Genomic DNA, 20,533 nt, shown 5'->3' on the forward strand with positions numbered 1-20,533 from the left:
CGGCTGAGCATATCCCGCCAACCGGAGGCGACAACGTGCCTAGGATGGCGTCATGTCGGCAACTCTGTTCCGTCGCATCGTCGTTACCGCCGTCGCAACCGGAGCGGTGTTCGCTGCCGTCGGGTGCTCGTCGGATTCCTCAAGCCCGCCAACCACCTCGGCCGCCCCAGCGAGCGACGGCACCCCGATGGGCCACGTTTATGAGTCGACGGCAGTCGATGGCACCGCGATTCCTGGCGGGGGCCCGATGACCCTTACGTTCAAAGATGGTCGGGTGAGCGCTAATTCGGGCTGCAACACCGCCAGCGGCCCAATCGACTTGACCGGCAACGTCATCCACGTCGACAGACTCGCTGGCACGCTCATGGCGTGCGGCGGTGACGCTTCCGGCGCCGACGCGTGGCAGTCGGACTTCCTCGAAGCCAGCCCTACCTGGCAGCTCACCAAGGGCCAACTCACGCTCACCACGCCCGCGACGACCGTGCGACTGACCGATAAAGAGATTCTGCACCCCGACAAACCGCTTGTCGGCACGAAGTGGACGGTCACGGCGCTCCTCACCCCGCAGAGCAACATCCGTTCCGCGGTCATCGACGACATCAAGCCAGGTTTCAGCATCGCTCAAGACGGCAGCATCTCCGGCACCGCTGGCTGCAATCACCTTGGCGGCACCGCGAAAGTCGGCCCCGGCGACACGGTGACCTTCGCGACAACAACAACGCGCATGGCGTGCCCACCCGAAGTGATGGACGTCGAACAAAACGTGCTGCGTGCACTCGACGGGACCGCGCACGCCACCGTCGACGCCGATACCCTCACCTTGCGCAACGACAACGGTTACGGCCTCACGCTGACCGCAAGCTGAGCCGAATAAGCGAAAACAAAAGGCCGAGAACCACTTTCGGTTCTCGGCCTTTCATCAGAGCATTACTCAGCTCACGGCAGCGGACCACCAGCGGCGATCGCCGACAGCGTCGCGAACTCGTCGGCCTTGAGCGAAGCACCACCAACGAGCGCACCGTCGATGTCGGGCTGAGCGATGAGCTCGCCGATGTTCTTGGCGTTCACCGACCCGCCGTAGAGCACCTTGACGTCGGCGGCAACCTCGGGCGACGCCAGCTTCGCCAGCTCCTCCCGAATCGCGCCGCAGACTTCCTGCGCGTCGGCAGCCGATGCCACCTTGCCGGTGCCGATGGCCCACACGGGCTCATAGGCGACGACAACCTTGGCGATCTGCTCGGCCGAAAGCCCCTTGAGCGAACCACGCAGCTGCTCAAGGTTGTACTCGACGTGCGTGCCGGCTTCGCGGACGTTGAGGCCCTCACCGATGCAGACGATCGGGGTGAGGTCGTACTTCAACGCCTGCTTGGCCTTGGCGAGCACGGTCGCGTCGTTTTCCAGGTGGTACTGGCGACGCTCCGAATGCCCGACAACCACATACGTTGCCCCGAGCTTGGCCAGCATCGCCGCGCTGATCTCGCCGGTGTAGGCACCCGAATCGTGCGCTGACACGTCCTGCGCACCGTAGGTGAGCAGCAACTTGTCGCCGTCGACGACCGACTGCACGCTGCGCAGATCGGTAAACGGCACGATGACGGTGACATCGACCTTGTCGAAGTACTTCTCCGGCAACGCGAAGGCGACTTTCTGGACAAGCGCGATGGCCTCAAGGTGGTTGAGGTTCATCTTCCAGTTGCCCGCGATAAGCGGTTTACGCGCCACCCGTCAGCCCTCCAACACCGAAATACCGGGCAGCTCTTTGCCTTCCAGGTATTCGAGCGAAGCGCCACCACCGGTGGAGATGTGCGAGAAGTCGTCGTCAGGCAGCCCGAGCGCGCGCACCGCGGCGGCCGAGTCGCCACCACCGACGACGGTGAAGGCACCCTTCTCCGTCGCGGTGACGATCGCTTCGGCGACCCCACGCGTGCCTTCGGCGAACTTCGGGAACTCGAAAACGCCCATCGGGCCGTTCCAGAAGATCGTCTTGGCTTCGGCGAGCAACGCCGAGAAACGCTTCACCGATTCGGGACCGATGTCGAGACCCATCCAACCATCGGGAATCTCGCTGGCCGACACGGTCTTTGCTTCCGCGTCGGGGGCGAACTTATCGGCGACGACGATATCGACCGGCAGGTGCAGCACGTCGCCGAAGCGCTCAAGCAGATCCTTGCAGGTGTCGATCATCTCCGGCTGCACGAGCGAGTTGCCGACCGGCAAGCCCTGGGCGGCGAGGAAGGTGAAGCACATGCCGCCACCGACGATGAGCGTGTCAACCTTCGGCGCGAGCGCCTCGATCACGGCCAACTTGTCGGACACCTTGGAACCGCCGAGCACGACCGCGTAGGGGCGCGTGGGGTCTTCGGTGAGCTTGCGCAGGACCTCGACCTCGGTGGCGACGAGGTTGCCCGCGTAGTGCGGCAGCTTCTTCGCCACGTCGTATACCGACGCCTGCTTGCGGTGCACAACACCGAAACCGTCGGAAACGAACGCGCCGTCGTCGCCAACCAGCTCGGTGAACTCGGCGGCGAGCTTGGCGCGCTCCGCTTCGTCCTTGCTTGTCTCGCGCGGGTCGAATCGCACGTTTTCGAGCAGCAGGACATCACCGTCGGTGAGTCCCTCCGAACGCGAAAGCGCGTCGTAGCCAACAACATCGCCAGCGAGCTGGACGTTGCGGCCCAGCATTTCGCTCAGCTTCTTGGCGACCGGCGCCAACGAGTACTTGGCTTCGGGTTCGCCCTTGGGCCGACCAAGGTGCGCGGCGACGACGACCTTGGCGCCCGCGTCAACGAGCGCTTTGATCGTGGGAACCGACGCGATGATGCGGCCGGGATCGGTGATCTCGCCGTTGTCATCGAGGGGAACGTTGAGGTCAGAGCGCACGAGCACGCCGCGACCTTCGACCCCTTCGTTGAGGAGATCTTGCAGAGTTTTGACAGACGGATTTTTTTCGGACACGAGGGCCAATTCTCTTACAGCGAGTGGCCGACAAGGTCGACCAGGTCGGCGAGACGGTTCGAGTAGCCCCACTCGTTGTCGTACCAGGAGACGATCTTCGCTTCGGAGCCGATGACCTTGGTAAGCGGCGCGTCGAAGATCGACGAGTGCGGGTCGCCAACGATGTCCGAGGACACGATCGGGTCGGTGTTGTACTTCAGGATGCCCTGCATCGGACCCTCGGCTGCGGCCTTCATCGCGGCGTTGATGTCTTCGATGGAAGCTTCCTTGGCCAGGTCGACGGTGAGGTCGGTGACCGAGCCGGTGGGGACGGGCACGCGCAGCGCGTAGCCGTCGAGCTTGCCAGCGAGTTCGGGGAGCACGAGGCCGATGGCCTTGGCGGCACCGGTGCCGGTGGGCACGATGTTGAGTGCGGCGGCGCGGGCGCGACGCAGATCCTTGTGCGGCGCGTCCTGGAGGTTCTGGTCCTGGGTGTAGGCGTGAACCGTGGTCATGAGACCCGAGACGATGCCGAACTCGTCGTTGAGCACCTTGGCGACGGGGCCGAGGCAGTTGGTGGTGCACGACGCGTTCGAGATGATGTTCTGGCTGCCGTCGTAGCGGTCCTGGTTCACGCCCATCACGATGGTGATGTCGTCGCCGGTGGCGGGCGCCGAGATGATGACCTTCTTGGCACCACCGGTGAGGTGGCCCTTGGCCTTTTCGGCGGCCGTGAAGATGCCGGTCGACTCGACAACCACGTCGACGCCAAGGTCGCCCCAGGGCAGCGCCGCCGGGCCTTCCTTGATCGCGAGCGCCTTGATCCGCTGCTCGCCGACCACGATGTAGTCACCGTCGACGGAGACTTCCTGCGGCAGGCGGCCGAGGATCGAGTCGTACTTCAGCAGGGTGGCGAGGGTGTTGATGTCGGTGAGGTCATTGACCGCGACAATTTCGATGTCGGTCTTGCCGACCAGTTTCAGCGCCTCAACCGCACGGAAGAAGTTGCGTCCGATACGACCGAAGCCGTTGATGCCTACCCGGACAGTCACGTTATCGCTCCTCAGCTTTCAGGCGGATTAATTCCGACCACGACCACATTAGTAGCCATGCCGACGCACAGGGAACTCACCTGGCGGTTGCCGCCACGGTGAGGCGAGTCGGGGAACAACAGAATAAGGGGCAGAACGGTCGCATTTGACCGCTCTGCCCCAAACGTCGGATTCCCCACAAACGGAACGGTTGTTACGCGTCGTCGAGAAGTTCCGCGGTAACCGCCGACTCGGTATCGGGAATGCCCAGGTCCTTGGCCCTGCGGTCAGCCATCGACAGCAAGCGCCGAATGCGCCCAGCCACCGCGTCTTTCGTCATCGGCGGGTCGGCGAGTTGACCAAGTTCTTCCAGCGAAGCCTGCCGATGCTCGACGCGCAAGCGCCCGGCAGCAGCCAAATGGTCGGGGACGTCGTCGGCCAAAATCTCCAGCGCCCGTTCGACTCTGGCCGCCGCCGCGACGGCCGCGCGCGCCGACCGACGCAGATTGGCGTCGTCGAAATTGGCGAGCCGGTTGGCCGTGGCGCGCACTTCGCGCCGCATCCGACGCTCTTCCCAGGTGAGCCGCGTGTCTTGCGCGCCCATCCGAGTAAGCAGCGCGCCGATGGCCTCACCGTCGCGCACAACGACGCGATCGGTACCGCGCACCTCACGCGCCTTCGCCGTGATCCCGAGCCTGCGCGCCGCACCAACAAGCGCGAGCGCCGCCTCCGGGCCGGGGCAACTCACTTCCAGCGCCGACGAGCGGCCCGGTTCGGTGAGTGACCCGTGCGCGAGAAACGCTCCGCGCCAAGCGGCTTCGGCGTCGCCGATGCTGCCGCCGACCACCTGCGCGGGCAACCCACGCACCGGCCGACCACGCACGTCGAGCAACCCGGTCTGTCGAGCGAGCGCCTCACCTTCCTTCGACACTCGCACCACATACCGCGAGGTCTTGCGCAAACCGCCAGCACCAAGGACATGCACATCGGACCCGTAGCCGTAGAGCTCGAAGATCTCCCTGCGCAACCTGCGCGCGATGGATCCCATATCGACTTCGGCTTCGACGATCACTCGACCGCCGACAATGTGCAGCCCGCCCGCAAAACGCAGCAGCGCCGACAATTCCGCCTTCCGTGAACTGACCTGCGTGATCGCGAGCCTGCTCAGCTCATCTTTCACCTCGGCTGTCATCGCCACGAGACGCGCTCCTTTCCCACCGACCCGGAACGCACACCCTGGCCCATGTGCCGTCCCTCGACTCGAAGCCCTGCCAGTTGCGACCGCGGCTGCCGGATCAGTTGATCCAGTGCGGCGGCGAGTTTTCCGGGATGATGCCGTGCCGTTCCCGGCTCGGCGACATCGCAGAAGGTTACCTGGGAACGCAACTGTTCGGCGGCTCTTGCGACATGTTCTCGTTGCCGTCCCTCGGGCACCGACGCCGAATCGACTAACACATCGTCGACCGCGAAATCCGGTGCGTGCTGGGACAATACATGCAAATGACGCTCCGCGGAAAAGCCGGACGTCTCGCCCGGTTCGGCCGCTAAATTCAGCACAAGTACTTTGCGCGCTGTCGTGTCGCGCAGTGCCGCATACAGTTCGGGAACGAGCACATGCGGGATCACGCTCGTGAACCACGAACCAGGCCCTAGCACAACAACATCCGCGTCGGCCACCGCCGCTGTCGCTTCGGGGCTGGCTGGCGGATCAGCCGGAATCAGCCGCACTCGCCGGACATTACCGGGCGTTGTCGCGACCGCAACCTGACCGCGAATCGTGCGACCAACGCGCGGGTCGGCTTCCAACCCCGAAACATCGGCTTCGATGGTGAGCCCAACCGGTGCCATCGGCAGCACCCGACCGGTGACGCCAAGCAGGCGACCAACCTCATCGAGCGCGGCGATCGGATCGCCGAGTACCTCGGTGAGTCCCGCCAAGATCAGGTTGCCAACCGAATGCCCGGCGAGCGCTCCCGAACCGCCGAAGCGGTGCTGCAGCGTTTCGGTCCACACCCCGTCGGCGTCGGCGGACAGCGCCGCGAGCGCCATGCGCAGATCACCGGGCGGCAGCATGCCTAACTCAGCACGTAACCGACCCGATGAGCCGCCGTCGTCGGCGACGGTGACCACGGCGGTGATGCGCTGCGTGAGCCTGCGCAACGCCGTGAGCGTGGCGTAAAGCCCATGTCCGCCGCCTAGCGCGACGACGGCTGGCGAAGCCCCTGTCATTCACGCCCCAAATCTCGGTGCACGACGCGCACCACGTCAACGGCAGTGTTCGCCGTGTCGGCACCGATGCGTTCACCGAGCGCTTCAGCGATCGCCACGCTTCGGTGTTTGCCGCCGGTGCACCCCACTGCCACCGTCATGTATCGCTTCCCCTCTTGCCGGTATCCGGTCGTGGTCAGGTCGACCAGGTGGTTGGCGGTGCCCAAGTAGTCCTGCGCACCCGGCCGCGACAGTACGTAGTCGCTGACCACCGATTCCTGTCCCGTGTGCTCGCGCAATTCCGGAATCCAATGCGGATTGGGCAAGAATCGCACATCCAACACCATGTCGGCGTCGAGTGGAACACCGTACTTGAACCCGAACGATTGCACCGTGAGCGCGAGTGCCGCTGGCGCGCCCGCGCCGTAGGCTTCCTCTAGCTTGCGGTGTAGCTGGTGTATCGACAACTCGGTGGTGTCAATCACCAGGTCAGCGGCCGCTTTCACTGAGCCAAGGCGCACCCGTTCGGCGGTGAGCCCGGCCGACAACGTGCCGTCGGGGCTGTCGCTTTGCAGCGGGTGCCGACGACGCGCGAAGCCGAAACGGCGAATGAGCACGTCATCGGACGCTTCGAGAAACAGCACGCGCGTACGAATGCCCGCGGCGCGCAAAGCTTCGGTTACGCCGGATAGGTCACCGGTGAAGAAGCGACTTCGCACGTCCATCACCAGCGCTAAGCGCCGAATGGGTGGGTCGGTTGCCGCGCCGAGTTCGACCATGCGGCCGATGAGTTCGGGCGGCAGATTGTCGGTGACGTACCAGCCCAAATCCTCAAGCACGCGCGCGGCAGTGCCGCGGCCCGCGCCGGACAGGCCGGTCACGATCACCACTTCTACTGGTTGTTGTTGAGCGGCGACGTCTGATCCGGCGTGCCCGGGTACCGTCGGCGCATTGTTATTCGATTCGACGCGTGTCATGTCCTACCGGATCCGTTTCTGGGTGCCCTGCGATCATTGCAGTACTGGCCGCACTATCGGGCGTAGACACTCGAGGGATCGGCCCGACAATCTCCCGAGAAGGCATGGCCGCGATGGGCACGAGTTCGCGCCCGGGCGGGGTGATCTCAGGTTCCGCCAGCTCGATTGCCGCGAATTCGCTTGGGCGCGTGATGTTTTCGATAACGCGCTCAAGGAGCTCGTTCACATCAGCCTCATGCGCAACATCATTCGCGTTCGCCCCATCCGTCACTTCGGGCGTTTCGGGCGCTTCCGGTGGCACCTCGGGCGCGGCGCCGAGGGCGGCCAAGACCGCCTTCGCCGTCGCGACGCCGATACCAGGCACCTGGGTGATGTCATCGACGCTGGCCTCTTTGATCTTGGCGACCGAACCGAAGTGCTGAACCAGCGCGGTGCGCCGCGATTCGCCGAGGCCGCGCACCGAGTCGAGCGCGGACGCGGTCATGCGCCGCGACCGTTTGCTGCGGTGGAAGGTGATCGCGAATCGGTGCGCCTCGTCGCGCACGCGTTGAAGGAGGAACAGCGCCTCGCTGTTGCGCGGCATGATCACCGGATCTGGTTCGCCCGGCACCCACACTTCCTCAAGTCGCTTGGCGAGGCCGACCACCGCGACGTCGGTAATGCCGAGGTCATCGAGCACTTCCGCGGCGGCGGCCGCCTGCGGCGCGCCACCGTCGACGACGTACAGGTTTGGCGGGTAGGCGAATTTGCGCGGCCTGCCGGTGGTGGGGTCGATGCCGGGGCCCGAGCCACCCGGTTCGTCGAGGTCGTCCGCCGGACCCGAAACCGGCGTCGGCTGTTCGCTCAGCTCCTGCCGTTCGCGAGCCAGCCGGGCGAAGCGTCGTCGCGTGACCTCGCGAATCGAGCCAACGTCGTCGGAGCGGCCTTCGCCCGCCGCTTCCTTGATCGCGTAATGCCGATAGTCGGACTTCTTCGCCAGGCCGTCTTCGAAGACAACGAGCGACGCGACAACGTCGGTGCCCTGCACGTGGCTGATGTCGACACATTCGATGCGCAGCGGGGCGCTGTCGAGCTCGAGTGCTTCTTGAATGTCTTGCAGCGCTTGGGATCTCGAATTGAGGTCGCCCGCGCGACGGAGCTTGTGCTGGGCCAGCGACTCGGCGGCGTTGCGCTGCACGGTTTCGGCGAGCGCCTTTTTGTCGCCGCGCTGCGGCACGCGCAGCGACACCGCCGACCCGCGCAATTCCGAGAGCCATTCTTGGACCTCGGTCGCATCGCCGGGCAGGTCGGGCACCAACACTTCGCGGGGCACGACGCCCGAGCGGTCGCCGTTTTGCTCGGCGAGGGCAGCCTGTTCGCCATAGAACTGGGTGAGGAACTGTTCGACAAGCGCGGCCAGTTCGGTGCCCGATTCGGCGGGCCGGTCGAGCGCGTCGCCCGCCTTGTCGACCACCCAGCCGCGTTGACCGCGCACGCGGCCGTCGCGGACGTGGAAGATCTGGACCGCCGCCTCTAGCTCGTCTGTGGCGAAGGCGATGACGTCGGCGTCGGTGCCGTCGCCGAGCACGACGGCCTGTTTCTCCAGCGCGCGCCGCAGCGCTTGGACGTCATCGCGCAGGCGGGCCGCGTTTTCGAAGTCGAGGTCGTCGGCGGCCTCGTGCATCCGTTTTTCCAGCGTGCGAACCATTTTGTCGGTGCGGCCTGCGAGGAAGTCGCAGAATTCCTCGACGATGTCGCGGTGTTCAGCGGCGTCAACGCGTCCGACGCAGGGGGCCGAGCATTTATCGATGTAGCCGAGCAGGCAGGGGCGACCGATCTGATTGTGACGGCGGAAAACCCCGTTTGAGCAGGTGCGGGCCGGGAAAACGCGCAGCAGCAGGTCGAGAGTTTCGCGGATGGCCCAGGCGTGGGCGTAGGGCCCGAAGTAGCGCACGCCCTTCTTGCGCGCACCGCGATAGACGAACAGGCGCGGATATTCCTCGTTGAGGGTGACCGCGAGGACCGGGTAGGACTTGTCGTCGCGGTAGCGCACGTTGAAGCGCGGATCGAATTCCTTGATCCAGTTGTATTCGAGTTGCAGCGCCTCGACCTCGGTGGAGACAACGGTCCACTCCACGCTGGCGGCGGTGGTGACCATCTGGCGGGTGCGCGCGTGCAGCGACAGGACATCGGCGAAGTAGGAGTTCAACCGCGACCGCAGGCTCTTGGCCTTGCCGACGTAAATGACCCGACCGTGGGCATCACGAAACTTGTAGACGCCGGGTTCGACGGGGATCGTGCCCGGCGCAGGCCGGTAGCTCGCGGGATCTGCCACCCGTTCAGATTAGCGAGCGGGTCTGACAGGAACGGGCGGCCTAGGGCAGCGACAACACGCCGTGGTCGGTGAGCGCGTCGAGCAGCGCCGTTGGCCGCTCGGTGGTGGTGATGGCGTCGACGAGGGCGAAGCGTGCGCCAAGGGCGGTCGCGCCGCCGTCGGCTTCGATGCTGTCGCCGATCATCAGGGTGCGCGCGGGGTCGACACCGAGTTCGGCGGCGGCATGTTCGAAGATGCCCGCGTCGGGTTTCATCACGCCGATTTCATACGACAGCGTCATCGACCCGACGAGTGCGTCCCACCCTCTGCTCGCGAAAGCGGGCCGGATGTCGAAGGCGATATTGCTGACGATGGCGACCGGAATACCCTGGGCGGCAAGGGTTTTCAGCGCTTCGCCGGTGTCGGGGTAGGGCGTCCAGGCGAGGGGGTCGATGAGCCGGTCATAAAGGCGCGCCGCGTATCGGTCGGGCACACCGGACCCGCGCAGAACCGCGAGGTACGCCTGCCGGTGCAGCGCCGGGTCAAGGTCGCGGTTGTCCCATGCGTGTTGGTCGTCGGGACCGAAGGTCATGAATTGGTGCACTGGCGAGGTCATGCGGCGCAGAATCTCGGCTTTGGTCGCCACGTCAAAGGGCGTGCCGTCATCGTCGACGAGCTCGTCGGCCCAGGTGGTGTCGTCCTCCAATCGGAAGACCGTGCCGGAGAAATCGAAGAGCACCGCGTCGACAGCCATGCTTCGAGAGTATCGACCCTCCCCCGCCCACACTGGCGGATTCCCGCCTAGCAACCCAGCGTTCAACTAGCGGGATACCGCTAGATGATCTTGAATGAAGCGTTCGGGGGATTCACCATGCGATCGTCGATCGCGCGTCTCCCGATCGATGAGGAGAACGGGCGTTGACTAGCCCCAACCACGAAAATCCCGCGCAGCCTAACTATGCGGCGATGCCGCCGTATCCGGCTCAGCCCTACCCCGGTCAGCCGCTGTACCCAGGCCAGCAGCCCGACCCATCAGCTCACTTCGCTCCCGGTCAGCAGCCCTATCCGCAACCGGTCCCGGTTGACCAGTTTGGGCAGCCGCTGTACGCGGGTCAGCACCCGTACGCGGCCTACTACGGTCCGGCTGTCCCCACCTCGATGCCCGGAACTGTCCGTGCCGCCCAGGTGATTTCGCTCATCGCGGGCGCACTGGGGATCGTGCTGATCATCGCGATCGGCGCCGTCGGCGGAGGCGAAGCCGCAGGGCGAGCCGTGGCCGGTTTCATCCCGTTCGTCGTGCTAGCCGGACTCGCCTGTGCCTACGGTTCCGGCGGCCCAGCAACGCGCGGCTGGGCCATCGGTATCGGTGCGCTTGAATGCCTCTGTGGACTCGGCGGCGCGGCGTCGCAGCAGGCACCCGGCCTGATGGGGTTAATCGTTGGGGCGACCGTGTTGCTGTTGCTCTCGCAGCGGTCGGCCGCCACTTGGTTTAGGCGACCGCGCTAGCCGCCAACGGGCAGTGCGTCGGCAATCATCCTGGTCAGCCGGCGCACACGACCCGGTCAGTTTTCGGTGTCGGGTGCGCGCTCAGGCTTCGGAGTCGACTCCGGTTCGGCAGGGGCGTAGCGCGCGCCGAGGGCGCGCAACTGTTCCAGTGCCGCGGCCGCTCGCGCCTTATCGTTCGCGCGAATCGCCAGTACCGGGATGTACTCGTCGTCGGTGAGTTCCAGTCTCGCCCAAGCCTTTCGGTCGGCGAAGCTGACGCCTCGGACGTATGACCAAGGGACGTCGCGGTCGCCGAGGATGTTGCGCACCGAAACGCCGTGGGCGCCCGCGCGCAGGCGTGGGCGCGTGAACAGCAACACTGCGGCGGCGCCGAGCACGCCGATCATGATCATCGCGACCTGGTCGGCGAGCCGGAAGTTCACGCCGGTCGAGCCCGTGCGCAACAAAATTCCACCGACGGTGAAGAACGCGAGGATCACTACCGCGATGATCACCGAGGTGCGAATCGCCTTGCGGGGCCGCACAATCAACTCCCATTCGGAGGCCGGTTCCGCAGGGCCGCGACGACGAATCCGCTCAACTGGCACGGTCACGCCGATCGCAACTGGCGGAGCGTGAGCGCGGCGTCGAGCGCGGCAGCGGCGGCCTGTTCGCCCTTGTCTTCCGACGAACCGGGCAGCCCGGCCCGATCGCGGGCCTGCTCTTCGTTATTCGTCGTCAGTACGCCGTTGGTGACCGGGGTCGCCGCGTCAAGCGATACCCGGGTGAGCCCGGCGGTGACCGCGTCACAGACGTATTCGAAATGCGGTGTGCCGCCCCGGATGACGACACCGAGCGCGACAACCGCGTCGTGGGTGCGCGCCAATTCCTGTGCGACAACAGGCAATTCCATCGCACCAGCGCACCGCACGACAGTGAGGTTTTCCACACCAGCCTCTTTGGCGACGCGGACCGCGTTCGCGACGAGGGTGTCGCAAATCTCGGTGTGCCAGCGCGAAGCGACGATGCCCAGTCGCAGATCCTTGGCTTCGGCCAGGGCGAAAGTCGGGACGCCGGTACCGCTCATCGTTGCTGCCTTTCGAAACGGGGAATCGTCACTGCGCGGTTTCGCCCAGATCCAGATCGTCGAGGCCGACGAGTTCGTGGCCCATCCGGTCGCGCTTGGTGCGCAGGTAGTGCAGGTTTTCGGCGTTGGCGCGCAACGGCATGGGGACCCGGTCGGTGATCTTGAGGCCGTATCCGTCGAGCCCGACGCGCTTGGCCGGGTTGTTGGTGAGCAGCCGCATCGAGCGAATACCGAGGTCGACGAGGATCTGCGCGCCTGTCCCGTAGTCGCGTGCGTCGGCGGGCAGGCCGAGGTCGAGGTTGGCGTCGACGGTGTCGCGCCCGGAATCCTGCAACTGGTATGCCTGCAACTTGTGCATCAGCCCAATGCCACGGCCCTCGTGCCCGCGCATGTAGAGCACAACGCCACGCCCCTCGGCGTCGACCATTTCCAGCGCGGCATCAAGCTGGGGGCCGCAGTCGCAGCGCAGTGAGCCGAAGACATCGCCGGTGAGGCATTCGGAGTGCACGCGCACGAGCACGTCTTCGCCGTCGCCGATGTCGCCGCGCACCAACGCGACGTGCTCGGCGTCTTCGAACACGCTCTGGTAGCCGACGGCTTTGAAGTCGCCGTGCGCGGTGGGGATGCGCGCTTCGGCGATGCGGGTGACGTGCTTTTCGTGCTTGCGTCGCCACGCGATCATGTCGGCGATCGAGATCATCGCGAGGTCGTGCTCGTCGGCGAACACGCGCAGCTCGTCGGTGCGGGCCATGTGGCCGTCATCTTTTTGGCTGACGATCTCGCAGATCACGCCAGCAGGCCGCAGCCCAGCCATGCGGGCGAGGTCGACAGCGGCTTCGGTGTGGCCGGGGCGACGCAACACGCCGCCGTCCTTGGCGCGCAGCGGAACGACGTGGCCGGGGCGGCTGAAGTCGTCGGCCTTGGCCTCGGCGCTGGCGAGCAGTCGCATCGTGACGGCGCGGTCGGCACCGGAAATACCCGTCGTGATGCCCTCGCGCGCGTCGACCGACACGGTGTAAGCGGTGCCGTGCTTGTCCTGGTTCATCGCGTAGGCGGGCGGCAGGCCGAGCCGGTCGCAGTCGTCGCCGGTGAGCGGGACGCAGATGTAGCCGGAGGTGTAGCGGATCATGAACGCGACCAACTCAGGGGTTGCCTTCTCCGCCGCGAAGATGAGGTCGCCCTCGTTTTCGCGATCCTCGTCGTCGATGACGACGACGGGCTTACCGGCCGCGATATCGGCGACCGCGCGCTCGATGCTGTCCAACCTGGTCACGCCGCTCCGTAATTTCTGGCGGGCTGGTGCCCGCAGGTCGAGAAGTTTTCGTCTCTTCACTACATTACGACCCACCCCGCGCCGAACTTCTCAGTGCCCGGGGCTGCGGTGTGAGTCGTTATCGGTTCATCCCCGCTGAGCCAACCGCTCCACATACTTCGCGATCACATCAACCTCAAGGTTGACCACTGTTCCGACCGGGGCGGAACCAAGCACCGTCAGCGCGAGGGTGGTGGGGATCAGCGACACCTCGAACCAGTCGCGGTTGCCGTCGGCCGCCGGTTCGTCGGCGATCCCGAGTCCCGAAACGGTGAGCGAAACACCGTCGACGGTGATCGAACCCTTCTCCACCACATACCGCGCGATGGCGTCGGGCAGCGAGATCCGGACGACCTCCCAGTTTTCCGACGGCGTCCGCGACAGCACGGTGCCGGTCCCGTCGACGTGGCCCTGCACGAGGTGGCCGCCGAGGCGGCTGTCGAGGGCGGCCGCGCGCTCAAGGTTGACGCGGGAGCCGGGCACGAGCGCCCCGATCGACGAGCGGTCGAGCGTCTCGGCCATCACGTCGACGGTGAAGCTGTCGCCATCGACAACATCGACAACGGTGAGGCACACCCCGTTGACAGCGATCGAATCACCGTGTCGCGCATCGGAAGTCACCAGCTTGCCGCGAATCGTCAGCCGGGCGGCGTCGCTGAGCGTCTCGCTGGCGACGATCTCGCCCAACTCCTCGACGATTCCTGTGAACATCGCTGAACTCTCCCTTGTCGCGTCGGCGGTACTGCTGGCCCAACAGCGGGCAAGCGAGCGCTATTCCCGCGCCGAGACGACTCCCGGGGCCGCGCCCGGGCCACAGCCTAGACGATGGCGTGATGGCGACCGCGAACAAACGGGCGCGCAGCGAATGGTCGGCAATGGCGAATTTTCCCATGACAAACCGCACCCGTTAATCGCACATTCATCGGGCGGTCCTTTCGGCGCCATACCCTTGGATTACGAACTCGAAACACGATGATCCGAATCCTTGCGACGCAACCGCGTGAGTCGGGAGAATCGTTACGTCGCCGATGCCGCGTCGAAGAACAAGTAAGGGGGCCGCGTGCGCACTGTCACCGATTCGACTCTGGAATTGCGTTGCGTTCGGTATCGCCGCGAATTCTGCTTGCCTGTCTCGATCGATCCGGATTCGCGTCGCATCCTGTTGCGCATTGGGTCCGCTTTCGGCGCGGTCACGATGCCGAGCGAACTGGGCGAGCGCGTGCACGCGCGGCTTAGCGAGGTGGGCGTGAGCGGCCCGGTGGTCGCGCATCCACGCGCGAAGCGCTGGACGTTGCTCACCACGGGCAGCGTCGGCGAACCGGTGAGTGCGAGCGCGTCAGCGGAACTGTTTCGCCTGTATGCGACGGTCGCCTGCGCGGGCAGCCAGATCGTCTTGCCTTCGCCCGACGACGAACGAACCGGCTACCGGCTGTGGATCAACCCGCCCGACCACGTCGATCACCGGCCAACGATGGCGGCGGTGATCGACGCGGCCCGTTCGGTCGGCGCACGCAAACTGCGCACGCTGTAGCCGGGGCTACGGGGCCCAGACGCTCGCGGCCTGACGACGCAGCGTGCGCACGGCAGCGCCGGGGTCGGCGGTGTTGTATACCGCCGACCCGGCGACGAAACAATCAATACCGGCTTCGGCGGCTTGCTCGATGGTGTTGGAATTGATGCCACCGTCGATTTCGACAACCAAACGCAATTCACCCGAGTCAACAAGGCGTCGCACAATACGCGCCTTCTCCAACACACTGGGAATGAAGGATTGGCCGCCAAATCCCGGTTCGACACTCATTACCAGCAGGGTGTCGAAATCGCGCAGAATTTCCAGGTACGGCTCGATGGGCGTATTCGGTTTCACCGAAAGACCCGCTTTGCCACCGGCAGCGCGAATATCGCGGGCCACCGCGACCGGATCGTCGGTTGCTTCGGCGTGAATAGTCACGTTGTAGGCGCCGGCCTCGGCGTAGCTGGGTGCCCAGCGGCCGGGGTTGTCGATCATGAGGTGGCAGTCGAGCGGAATGTCGGTGGCTTTGATCAGGCTCTCCACCACGGGCAGGCCGAGGGTGAGGTTCGGCACGAAGTGGCCGTCCATCACGTCGACGTGCAGCCAGTCGCTGCCTTCGACGGCATTGGCCTCGCTCGCCAGGTGCGCGAAATCCGCGGACAAGATGGAGGGGGCAATCATCGGCTCGGCCGGGCGCGGGAAGGTCGAAGTAGACACTAAGGAAGTGTAGCGGCGTGTAGGCGCGCCGAATGTGGGTAGTCTGCACGGAGTGACCAACATTTCGGCCGAGCATGGGCTCTTCAGCGCCCCAGTGCAGATTCGTGTGGCGGCTACCTTGTCGCAGTTGCCGATTCTGCGTGGGCTAGCCGAAACCCTGGTATTGCTAAGCGATTTCACCCTCGACGAGGTGGCCGACGTGCGCCTCGCCGTCGATGAGGTGTGTTCCACGCTCATCGCCAACGCCGCACCCGATTCCCACCTCACCTGCGAATTCACCGTGGGCGACTTCGAATTACGCGTCCGTGTCGACGGTGTAGCCGCACGCGAGGGCATGCCCGACGAGCGCAGCTTCGGTTGGCATGTGCTGCGCACCCTTTCCGACGAACTCACCGCCGAGCAATCGCCTTTCGACGCCGCCGCGGCCGGTTTTCCGACGACGGTGAGCTTCCGTCGAACCCGGGGGAAGGCGTAGTGCACGACGAGAACACCCCCGAAGACCCGGCCGACGAGCTAGCCGCCGACGAGGCTGAGATCGACGAGGTCGATGAGGTCGACGCGGTAGTCGAGGACACCGAACCCGAGGCCGAGCCGCCGGAGCCCGTTTCGGGTTACGACGACGTCGGGCGACTATTCGAGCGGCTAGCGGCCACCGAACCCGGCACTGTAGCGCACACCGTCGCGCGTGACGTGGTGATCAATCGCTGCATCCCGCTCGCCGACCACATCGCCCGCAAATTCAGCGGGCGCGGCGAGCCCTTCGATGACCTTGCCCAAGTGGCGCGCGTCGGGCTCGTGCACGCGGTTGATCGCTTCGATGTGAGTCGTGGCTCGAATTTCCTGTCGTTCGCGGTGCCGACGATCATGGGCGAGGTGCGTCGCTATTTCCGCGACAACACCTGGGCGATGCGAGTTCCCCGGCGTGTCAAGGAAACTCACCTGCGTATCGGTGGGGCGGTCGATCAGCTTTCGCAGCGACTCGGTCGCGCGCCGACTGCCAAGGAAATCGCGGCCGAGCTGGAAGTTGACCCCGATGAGGTCACGCAAGCGGTGATCGCGGGCAACGCTTATCAGCCAACGTCGATCGACGCGGCCTCGGTTGGTCGCGACAGCGACGCTTCCCTGCTCGACACTCTCGGCGAAGAAGAAGCGCAGTTCGACCGCGTTGAGGAATACATCGCGGTGCGCCCCCTCCTTGAGGGCCTGCCGGAACGCGAACGGCGCATTCTCACCATGCGATTCTTTGAATCAATGACCCAAACTCAGATCGCCAACCAGCTTGGCATCTCCCAGATGCACGTATCGCGCATTCTCGCGAAAACCCTTGCGCGCCTACGGGATCTGTCCGACCGGGAGTGATTCCCAGGTCGGACAGGGCCCGCTGCCGTTAAGACTCGCTCTTACGCAACGCGGAAACGAACATCGCGTCGGTGCCGTGCCGGTGCGGCCACAGTTGCGCCGAAGGGCCATCACCCAAATCATTGACGCCAGGCAGTAATTCGCGCGTGTCGAGCTGTTCAGCACCCGACTTGCGCACGAAATCATTCACCACCGCGACAGTCTCAGCCAGGTGCGGCGAGCACGTCGAATACACGACAACCCCGCCGGGGCGCACCAAATCCCATGCGGCCGTGAGCAATTCGCGCTGCAGACTCACCAGTTCGGGCACGTCGCTTGGCGTGCGACGCCACCGCGCCTCAGGCCTGCGGCGCAGCGCGCCAAGACCGGTGCATGGTGCGTCGACGAGGATGCGGTCGTAACCGGGCTCAAGGCCGCTGTCGCGTCCGTCGGCGACATGCACGGTGACGGGCAGGTCGCGGGTGGATTTGCGCACCAGTTCCGCGCGGTGTTCGGCCGGTTCTACCGCGTCGACGGTGAACAGGTCGATCGCGGCCAGCGAACCGAGCATCGCCGCCTTACCGCCAGGACCAGCGCAGAGGTCGAGCCAGCGGCCCTGGTCATCGCCCTTGAGCGGCGCGCGGGTGAGGGCGAGCGCGACCAGTTGGCTGCCCTCGTCCTGCACGGCGGCGATGCCTTCGCGAATCGGTTCAAGCTGGCCGGGGTCGCCGCCGTCGAGGTACACCGCGTACGGCGAAAGTGTGCCCTCGGTGCCGCCGGTGACGAGCGCGAGTTCCTCGGCGGTGATTTCGCCAGGACGCGCGGCCAGGTGGACGACCGGACGTTCGTCGTCGGCAGCGAGCAGGTCGTCGAGTTCGCCAGCGTCGGCACCGAGCGCGTCGGCGAACGCCTGCGCGATCCAAACTGGGTGGGCATGCTCGAAGGCCAAGCGACCAACCGGATCAGCGGGCGACAGCTCCGCGATCCACTCTTCGGCGGTGCGTTCGCCCGCCCGACGCAGCACGGCGTTGACGAATCCCGCACGGCCCTGGCCGAATTCGGCACGCGCGAGATCGACGGAGGTGTCGACGGCGGCGTGGGCGCTGGTGCGGGTACGCAGCAGCTGGTAGACGCCGAGGCGCAGAATGTCGAGGATCGGACCGTCGATTTCGGCGACCGGGCGACCCGCGCAAGCGGCGATCACGGCATCAAGCTGGCCTTGCGACCGCGACGTGCCGTAGGTGAGTTCCGTTGCGAACGCGGCGTCGCGTCCCTGAATCTTGCGTTCGCGCAACAGCTTTGGGAGCACGAGGTTGGCGTAGGCGTCGCGTTCGCGGACCGCACGCAGCACGTCGAGCGCGACTTCGCGGGCGGGGTCGATCGACTCGTGGCGCTTGCGCGCGGTCGGCACGTTGGGGTCGGCGCGCTCGTCGCGATTGGCGGGGTTGCGGCGTCCACGTGGGGCATTGCCGTTGCTCGCGCTGCTGGCGGGACCACCGCGCCGTCCTTGCGAGTCGCGTGCGCCGGTACGGCTGCTACCTACACCTGCGCGCTCGCTGGTGTCGCGCTGGCCGGATCGGTTTCCGCCCGCACCTGCCCGCTCGGCTCCGCGTTGGCCGGTGCGATCGCCGCGCTCGCCGCTATCGCGCTGCCCAGCGCGGTCCCCGCCCGCACCGGCCCGCTCGGCTCCGCGTTGGCCGGTGCGATCGCCGCGCTCGCCGCTGTCGCGCTGCCCGGTGCGGTCCCCGCCCACGCCACCGCGCTCGCCGGTGTCGCGCTGGCCAGCACGATTGCCGCTCGCACCACCATCACGCGACGAGGACTGGTCGCGTCGGAAACCTCCGCCGCTCGCACCTTCCGACCGATCCGCGCCCGACGCGCCTGCCGAATCCTGGTGTGATCCAGCGGAATTCGCGTCGTCGGTGCGGTACGCCCGACCTCGGCGGTCCGCGCGGTCGCGGTCGTCCCGGCGACGCGGACGGTTGTCGCCGTCGCGACCGGACCAACGCTGTTCGCCCGCTTCGCCTTTCGGCTTCGCGGCCCGCGCGGCCCACCCGCCGTCCACGTTTTTGCCCGTGATTTTGCGTTCGGGCGAGTCAGCCTTGCGGGCCTCAGCTTCGCGGCGGCGGCGACGGTCGGAGGCGCTCATGCGGTCACCGTGCCCGGTGCCAAACGTGCGCCGCGTGCCCAGTCGAGCGCGTTCATCATCTTCTTGCCCGGTGGTTGCACCTGACCCAATCGCACTGCCGTGGTTGACGTTCCGACGTACACGCCGGATTTGCGTACCTCGATCTCGTGTTCGGGCAAGGTTTCCTCCACCATCTCGACCGGACCCAGCTTGAGCCGGATTCCGTTGACCTCGGTCCACGCGCCCGGAGCGGGCGTGACCGCGCGGATGTGGCGTTGAATTTGTAGCGCGGGCATTCCGAAACTGATGCGCCCACCTTCGACGGTGACCTTCGGTGCGTACGACACCCCGTCATGCGACTGCGGAACCGCGCGCAGCTCGCCATCCTCGACGCCGTCAAGCGTCTTTTCGAGCAGGACAGCGCCTGCTTCGGCGAGTCGACCGAGCAGGTCGCCCGCGGTGTCGGTGCGATTGATTGGCTCGGTCATCAGGCCGTACATCGGCCCGGTGTCGAGACCTGCTTCGATAAGAAACGTTGTGGCACCGGTCATTTCGTCGCCAGCGGCAATCGCGGCCTGCACCGGGGCGGCCCCCCGCCACGCGGGCAGCAGCGAGAAATGCAGGTTGATCCAGCCGTGTTTGGGGATGTCGAGCACATGTTGCGGCAGCAGCGCACCGTAAGCGACGACCGGGCAGCAGTCGGGCGCGAGTTCGGTGAGCGCGGCGACGAACTCGGGATCGCTCGGCTTGGCCGGGGTGAGCACCGGGATGCCGTGCTCGTCGGCGACCTGACCGACCGGCGAACGCATGATCTTGCGACCACGTCCGGCGACGGCATCCGGGCGAGTAACGACGGCAACTACCTCGTGCCGACCGCTGTCGATGAGCCGTCGCAGCGACGGGACAGCGGGTTCCGGGGTGCCGGCGAAGACGATGCGCATCAGCGGCCACCGCCCACACCGCTGGATTCGCGCACGGTGACACCGTTGCGGAACCAGTCGGATTCGCGGATCGTCCGCATCGCGGCCTTGCGGTCCGACGGCTCAAGGCGGTTGATGAACAGGATGCCGTCGAGGTGGTCGCCCTCATGCTGCACACAGCGCGCGAGCAGCTCGGTGGCATCGAATTCGATAGGCGCACCGGTGATGTCGACACCCTTGACCGTGATGTTGGCCGCGCGTTCCACATCGAATCGCACGCCCGGAATCGACAGGCAGCCTTCGGCACCGACCTGGGTTTCTTCGCCGTTGACCGTCCACTCCGGGTTCACGACGTGCCCGGCGTGGTCGCCGGTGTCGTAGACGAACACCCGCAGACCCACGCCGATCTGCGGGGCGGCCATGCCAACGCCGCCGTCGTCGTGCATCGTTTCGGTGAGGTCGGCGACCAGCTGCGCCAGCTCCGCACCGAACTCGGTGACCTCCTCCGCACGGGAACGCAGAATCGGATCGCCGAAAAGGCGAACGGGCTGAATGGTCACGGCGGCTCCCAGCTGGACGAATTGCGGATC

21 protein-coding genes and 1 pseudogene are annotated in these 20,533 nt (G+C 66.0%); 6 read left to right on the top strand and 16 right to left on the bottom strand.

The annotated features are described in order from the left end of the window. The first annotated feature begins 52 nt into the window (after nt 1–52). Nucleotides 53–865: an META domain-containing protein gene (locus IEX78_RS04210; protein ID WP_188827443.1), complete on the top strand. Its 813-nt coding sequence runs from the start codon at nt 53–55 to the stop codon at nt 863–865. A gap of 71 nt (nt 866–936) precedes the next feature. On the opposite strand, the gene tpiA is transcribed toward IEX78_RS04210, so the two are convergent. From tpiA to IEX78_RS04245, 8 genes and pseudogenes are all read right to left on the bottom strand, one after another. Next, entirely contained in the window at nt 937–1,722 is a 786-nt protein-coding gene (gene tpiA, locus IEX78_RS24075; RefSeq protein ID WP_229683695.1) for a triose-phosphate isomerase, read from the bottom strand. 3 nt (nt 1,723–1,725) lie between these two features. Then, nucleotides 1,726–2,955, bottom strand: coding sequence for a phosphoglycerate kinase (locus IEX78_RS24080; RefSeq protein WP_229683696.1), 1,230 nt, complete (start codon nt 2,953–2,955; stop codon nt 1,726–1,728). A 14-nt stretch (nt 2,956–2,969) separates the two neighbouring features. Beyond that, the gene (gene gap, locus IEX78_RS04220; protein WP_188827445.1) at nt 2,970–3,986 is read right to left on the bottom strand and encodes a type I glyceraldehyde-3-phosphate dehydrogenase; all 1,017 of its coding nucleotides are present in this window, start codon (nt 3,984–3,986) and stop codon (nt 2,970–2,972) included. 193 nt (nt 3,987–4,179) lie between these two features. Beyond that, nucleotides 4,180–5,163 (bottom strand): DNA-binding protein WhiA, encoded by a 984-nt coding sequence (gene whiA / locus IEX78_RS04225; RefSeq protein ID WP_188827447.1) that lies wholly within the window; start codon nt 5,161–5,163, stop codon nt 4,180–4,182. Further along, nucleotides 5,154–6,194: a gluconeogenesis factor YvcK family protein gene (locus IEX78_RS04230; RefSeq protein WP_188827448.1), complete on the bottom strand. Its 1,041-nt coding sequence runs from the start codon at nt 6,192–6,194 to the stop codon at nt 5,154–5,156. Before IEX78_RS04230 ends, whiA begins: the two co-directional genes overlap by 10 nt. Then, entirely contained in the window at nt 6,191–7,150 is a 960-nt protein-coding gene (gene rapZ, locus IEX78_RS04235) for an RNase adapter RapZ (protein ID WP_229683697.1), read from the bottom strand. The genes IEX78_RS04230 and rapZ overlap by 4 nt, the downstream gene beginning before the upstream one ends. Nucleotides 7,151–7,453: 303 nt before the next feature. Next, nucleotides 7,454–9,464 (bottom strand): annotated as a pseudogene (gene uvrC, locus IEX78_RS04240) (excinuclease ABC subunit UvrC); the annotation flags it as partial. 40 nt (nt 9,465–9,504) lie between these two features. Beyond that, nucleotides 9,505–10,197 (bottom strand): HAD family hydrolase, encoded by a 693-nt coding sequence (locus tag IEX78_RS04245; protein ID WP_188827451.1) that lies wholly within the window; start codon nt 10,195–10,197, stop codon nt 9,505–9,507. A 164-nt stretch (nt 10,198–10,361) separates the two neighbouring features. On the opposite strand from IEX78_RS04245, the gene IEX78_RS04250 reads away from it, so the two are divergent. Then, complete coding sequence (locus IEX78_RS04250; protein ID WP_188827453.1) at nt 10,362–10,949, top strand: hypothetical protein; 588 nt, start codon at nt 10,362–10,364, stop codon at nt 10,947–10,949. A gap of 56 nt (nt 10,950–11,005) precedes the next feature. Here IEX78_RS04250 and IEX78_RS04255 read toward each other — a convergent pair whose 3' ends face one another. The 4 genes from IEX78_RS04255 to IEX78_RS04270 form a co-directional block, all read right to left on the bottom strand. Further along, nucleotides 11,006–11,536, bottom strand: a complete 531-nt coding sequence (locus IEX78_RS04255; protein ID WP_188828225.1) for a PH domain-containing protein — start codon at nt 11,534–11,536, stop codon at nt 11,006–11,008. A gap of 2 nt (nt 11,537–11,538) precedes the next feature. After that, nucleotides 11,539–12,015 (bottom strand): 6,7-dimethyl-8-ribityllumazine synthase, encoded by a 477-nt coding sequence (gene ribH, locus IEX78_RS04260; protein WP_188827455.1) that lies wholly within the window; start codon nt 12,013–12,015, stop codon nt 11,539–11,541. 28 nt (nt 12,016–12,043) lie between these two features. Beyond that, nucleotides 12,044–13,288 (bottom strand): bifunctional 3,4-dihydroxy-2-butanone-4-phosphate synthase/GTP cyclohydrolase II, encoded by a 1,245-nt coding sequence (locus IEX78_RS04265; protein WP_188827457.1) that lies wholly within the window; start codon nt 13,286–13,288, stop codon nt 12,044–12,046. Nucleotides 13,289–13,414: 126 nt separating this feature from the next. Continuing rightward, a complete protein-coding gene (locus IEX78_RS04270) occupies nt 13,415–14,038 on the bottom strand; it encodes a riboflavin synthase (RefSeq protein WP_188827459.1) in 624 nt (207 codons plus the stop codon). Between the two features lie 349 nt (nt 14,039–14,387). On the opposite strand from IEX78_RS04270, the gene IEX78_RS04275 reads away from it, so the two are divergent. Then, nucleotides 14,388–14,858, top strand: a complete 471-nt coding sequence (locus IEX78_RS04275) for a hypothetical protein (protein ID WP_188827462.1) — start codon at nt 14,388–14,390, stop codon at nt 14,856–14,858. A 6-nt stretch (nt 14,859–14,864) separates the two neighbouring features. Here the strand turns inward: IEX78_RS04275 and rpe are convergent, their stop codons facing one another. Continuing rightward, nucleotides 14,865–15,521 carry a ribulose-phosphate 3-epimerase gene (gene rpe / locus IEX78_RS04280; RefSeq protein ID WP_188828226.1) on the bottom strand — a complete coding sequence of 219 codons (657 nt, stop codon included), beginning with the start codon at nt 15,519–15,521 and terminating at the stop codon, nt 14,865–14,867. A gap of 88 nt (nt 15,522–15,609) precedes the next feature. On the opposite strand from rpe, the gene IEX78_RS04285 reads away from it, so the two are divergent. Further along, on the top strand, nt 15,610–16,032 hold the full coding sequence (locus tag IEX78_RS04285) for an ATP-binding protein (RefSeq protein WP_188827464.1): 423 nt from the start codon (nt 15,610–15,612) through the stop codon (nt 16,030–16,032). Continuing rightward, the gene (locus tag IEX78_RS04290) at nt 16,032–16,916 is read left to right on the top strand and encodes a SigB/SigF/SigG family RNA polymerase sigma factor (protein WP_229683698.1); all 885 of its coding nucleotides are present in this window, start codon (nt 16,032–16,034) and stop codon (nt 16,914–16,916) included. Before IEX78_RS04285 ends, IEX78_RS04290 begins: the two co-directional genes overlap by 1 nt. Before the next feature lie 28 nt (nt 16,917–16,944). Here IEX78_RS04290 and IEX78_RS04295 read toward each other — a convergent pair whose 3' ends face one another. Continuing rightward, nucleotides 16,945–18,306, bottom strand: coding sequence for an RsmB/NOP family class I SAM-dependent RNA methyltransferase (locus IEX78_RS04295; protein WP_188827466.1), 1,362 nt, complete (start codon nt 18,304–18,306; stop codon nt 16,945–16,947). Here IEX78_RS04295 and IEX78_RS04300 point away from each other — a divergent pair. Then, entirely contained in the window at nt 18,283–18,795 is a 513-nt protein-coding gene (locus IEX78_RS04300; protein ID WP_188827468.1) for a hypothetical protein, read from the top strand. The two genes, IEX78_RS04295 and IEX78_RS04300, sit on opposite strands and share 24 nt — an antisense overlap. 245 nt (nt 18,796–19,040) lie before the next feature. On the opposite strand, the gene fmt is transcribed toward IEX78_RS04300, so the two are convergent. Then, entirely contained in the window at nt 19,041–19,964 is a 924-nt protein-coding gene (gene fmt / locus IEX78_RS04305) for a methionyl-tRNA formyltransferase (RefSeq protein ID WP_188827469.1), read from the bottom strand. Beyond that, nucleotides 19,964–20,503: a peptide deformylase gene (def, locus tag IEX78_RS04310; RefSeq protein WP_188827470.1), complete on the bottom strand. Its 540-nt coding sequence runs from the start codon at nt 20,501–20,503 to the stop codon at nt 19,964–19,966. Before def ends, fmt begins: the two co-directional genes overlap by 1 nt. Nucleotides 20,504–20,533 lie beyond the last annotated feature (30 nt).

This window comes from Nocardia camponoti (genome assembly GCF_014646135.1).
GTDB classification, from domain to species: domain Bacteria; phylum Actinomycetota; class Actinomycetes; order Mycobacteriales; family Mycobacteriaceae; genus Nocardia; species Nocardia camponoti.